The sequence below is a fragment of the Clostridioides sp. ZZV15-6597 genome (assembly GCF_020657815.1).
Lineage (GTDB): Bacteria > Bacillota > Clostridia > Peptostreptococcales > Peptostreptococcaceae > Clostridioides.
The window spans coordinates 1-3716 of sequence record NZ_JAGWCT010000186.1 but is presented as its reverse complement, the minus strand read 5'-3'; the positions used below and the strand labels follow the sequence as shown (position 1 = coordinate 3716).

At 27.7% G+C, this 3716-nt stretch carries 3 protein-coding genes and 1 pseudogene; 1 reads left to right on the top strand and 3 read right to left on the bottom strand.

Going from position 1 to position 3716, the window contains the following annotated elements; translation table 11 throughout:
* Positions 1-345: 345 nt before the first annotated feature.
* The gene (locus KGF52_RS20555; protein ID WP_227841457.1) at positions 346-1503 is read right to left on the bottom strand and encodes a S41 family peptidase; all 1158 of its coding nucleotides are present in this window, start codon (positions 1501-1503) and stop codon (positions 346-348) included.
* 154 nt (positions 1504-1657) lie between these two features.
* Here KGF52_RS20555 and KGF52_RS20550 point away from each other — a divergent pair, with 154 nt between their 5' ends.
* Positions 1658-2227, top strand: coding sequence for a 5-formyltetrahydrofolate cyclo-ligase (locus KGF52_RS20550; protein WP_227841456.1), 570 nt, complete (start codon positions 1658-1660; stop codon positions 2225-2227).
* 180 nt (positions 2228-2407) lie between these two features.
* On the opposite strand, the gene KGF52_RS20545 is transcribed toward KGF52_RS20550, so the two are convergent.
* Both KGF52_RS20545 and KGF52_RS20540 read right to left on the bottom strand, forming a co-directional pair.
* On the bottom strand, positions 2408-2824 hold the full coding sequence (locus tag KGF52_RS20545) for a hypothetical protein (protein ID WP_255611832.1): 417 nt from the start codon (positions 2822-2824) through the stop codon (positions 2408-2410).
* Positions 2825-3036: 212 nt separating this feature from the next.
* Positions 3037-3716: pseudogene (locus tag KGF52_RS20540) on the bottom strand (hypothetical protein); the annotation flags it as partial.

Below are 3716 nucleotides of genomic sequence, written 5' to 3'. Positions count from 1 at the left end.
TAACAATAGTTATCTTGACCAAGAAGCCACCACTTCAAACATTACCGTAGGTAGTTAAGTGGATGGTAGTTCACATAAGAGTAGGTATAGTATTAGAAAATAGAATTATTAATATTAATATTCCTTAAATCAAAAAAATATTACTGGACTGCTAAATTTCCAGTAATATTTTTACATGTATTTTAAAATGTTTAATTACCCATATTTTAAAAGCTAAGTTAAAACTTTTAACAATAAAACTATATAGTAAAATGTTGAAACAATACCAAAAGTTAGTTTTATCCACTCTATATTTTTACTTATAACAATTTTTTTATTTTCTATTACATCTACAAACTTTAAATTCTATTTATTAATCTGCTCTCTAAGCCATTCAGTTGCTACATCCAATTGTTTTTTCTCATCTTTTTCTTCAATTGTAGGTTTTATCCCTTTTTCATTGATATAATCTCCATTAGGTGTAAAGTATTGAGCAGTAGTTAATTTATATCCTGTTCCATCTTTCAACCTTACAACTGACTGTACCAGCCCTTTACCATAAGTCGTAGTCCCTACAGAAATACCTTCTTTATTATCAACAATTGCAGCTGTTAATATCTCAGCAGCAGAGGCACTTTCTCCATTGGTTAAAACTACTATTGGAAGTCCCAATTTTTCTTTATCAGATTTTAAGTATTCTGTATTTCCTTTATTGTCTTTAGTATATACTATAGTTCCTTCACCAATTAATTCATCAGCAACTTCTTTACATATATCCAACATACCTCCAGGATTGTTTCTAAGGTCTATTACTAATCCCTTAATATTTTTTTCTTTCAATCCTTTTAAAGCTTTGTCAAAATCAGTATATGTACTTGATATAAATTGGGTAATTTCTATATATCCTAAATCATTATCAATTACTTTACTTTCTATACTTTTCTCAACTATCTGTTCTGTTTTCAACTCAAAGCTTAGTTGTTTATCTTCTCTCAATACTACTAGCTCTACTTTTTTACCTTTTTTACCTTTCATCATACTCACAGCTTCATCCGAATTTTTATATGATACAGATTTTCCGTTGACTTTTATTAATTTATCTCCTGCTTTTACTCCTGCTTTTTCTGCTGGAGAATCTTTCATAGGAACTACTACTAGTCCTCCATCTTTTGATGCTCCTATATACATTCCTACACCAACATAAGAGCCCTCACTATCTTCTATTAGCTTTTCCATTTCATCTTTAGTGTAATAACCAGAATATTTGTCATTTGTTCCTAGAAATAACCCCTTTGATGCTCCATCCACTAAATCTTTATCAGAGACTTTTTTATAAAAATCTTGTTTTATAATAGATTCTAATCCTAACAACTTATCATATTTTTTATAGCCTTCATAGAGTTCTTTTGATACTACAACTTTGTTCCCTAATGTAAGTTGAAACGCTGATGTGGCCATAGCTGTTATAATTACTAAAATCACCCCTAAAAAAATAGCTTTCTTTTTTGAAATCACAAGATACATCTCCTTTTACATAAACTATTATATATTATATGACTAGCTGTTATTTTTATTACATTTACCCAAATATATTGCCTTATTACAATAAACTATACTAAAATTTATATTAGAATACAAATTCTGTTCACATTATAACATATTAAAGGAGGAATATTTTATGAAAAAAGAATTTAGAAAAAAAGTTATTGAACATAGAAAAAATAAAAGTGCTGAGTTTGTACTAAATAATTCAAATTTGATAACAGAAAAATTACTTCAAGTGGAGGATATAAAAAACGCAACTAATATAATGCTTTATCTAGATTTTAATAATGAAGTTAACACAGATAATTTAATCAAAAAGCTTTTATCTCTAAAGAAAATAGTCTCAAGCCCTATTACAATAAAAGAAAATCATACATTAATTCCTACTCAAATAACAGATTTAGATAATGGACTAAAAATTGGTGCATATGGAATAAGGGAACCTAACGAAAAATCACCTACAATTGATATTAAATCTTTAGATGTTGTAATTGTTCCAGCTGTTGCATATGACATACATTGCTATAGATTAGGATATGGTGGAGGATTTTATGATAGATTTTTAGAGAACTTAAGAAAAGACGCAATAACTATAGGAATAGCATTTGACTTTCAGGTATTTGATTCTATTCCAAAAGAAACTCATGATGCACAATTAAACTATATAGTTACTGAAACCAGAATTCTTACACCAAATAATTAACACTCTCAATACTATTAATATAACACTCTGTTTAATATTTAATTTTTATATTATTCAATGAATATTTTAAGTCATGGCTTTTACATCAATAAAGCCTCGACATGATTTATTTACATTAATAAAAACCATGACTTTATTTTACTATACAAATAAATAGTTATCTAATTACAAAATATATATTTATTTAGTAGAATTCAATTCTATTCTATCTGGAAGTTCACTTATATTTGTTTCAACCACTATGTATGGAAGAGAATCCTCCTTATCCTTATACTTTATCTTAACTCTCAAAACTTCTTTTCCTTCTTCACTTACACTTTCTATGTTATCCATCTCAATACCATATTTATTATTTCCCCTAGTTACTATGATGTATATTTTATTATCAATTTTAGCTGCTAATGCCCTCTCTTCATTTGTGTATTTGTCCATAACATCTAGTATCTTTTCTGGTATTGAATTCCTTTGCAATACTGTATAATCTATTGGCTTAGTTTTTTCTATAAACATACTTGGTATGAATATAAACCCTCCTATCACAAATATAAGAGCTATAACTCCATAAATTATACCTTTAATATTAAACTTTACATCCAATTTTATCACTCCTTCCATCTATTTAAATATATGATTCATAATTTTGTCTTAGACTTTAAATTATCAATAATAAAGTGTTTATTATAGTTACCCTTAAATATGAAATAATAAAAAAAGGATTTTATGACAAATAAATTATAAAATAAAAAAGAGTTATATAAAAACAATTTAATTGTTTTTATATAACTCTCTATTTTACAGTTCTAAATTATTTATTTACCATTAACTCCTTCTTGATAGCCAGATGTTTTTGTAATCTGTCTATAAAGAACACAAACCAGTATTATGACGCCCATATATCCGGTATATGGATATAAGATACCAACCAGCTTATCAAATGGTAAGAATCCACCTATAAGACCTAATATAGCTGTTATTACTGTTATTAATTTAAATTTAGGATGATTATCATCTACAAATCTATTAGTTACTGACCATAATAAAGGTACAGCTGTTGTATATATTCCTAATATAAGAACTACTGAGAATAAAACTCCAACTACTGGTGAAATCTTATCAGCTAAGAATAATGAAGGTATTGCTTTTGAATATAAGTTTCCTACATCAGAAAGCATTGCTAAGTTCATCATTATAGCTGCTGCCATAAGTGCTACCCCACCTAGTATACCACCGCAAACAGCTTCTTTTTTATTAGCAGCACTTGCTCCTAATCCTGTTAAGAACGCCATGACAACGATTGTATTATAAGTAGTGTATATTACACCAGATAGATATGCGTTTGGAACTGGTCTAGATACCTCTACAGTTTTAAGAATCTCTCCTGCTTGAGATAAATTACCTATATTACTGCTTAAACTTATAGCTCCAACTAAAAGTGTAAATATTATTATTACAGGTCCTATTCCACCTAGTATCTTTGATAATTTATCAA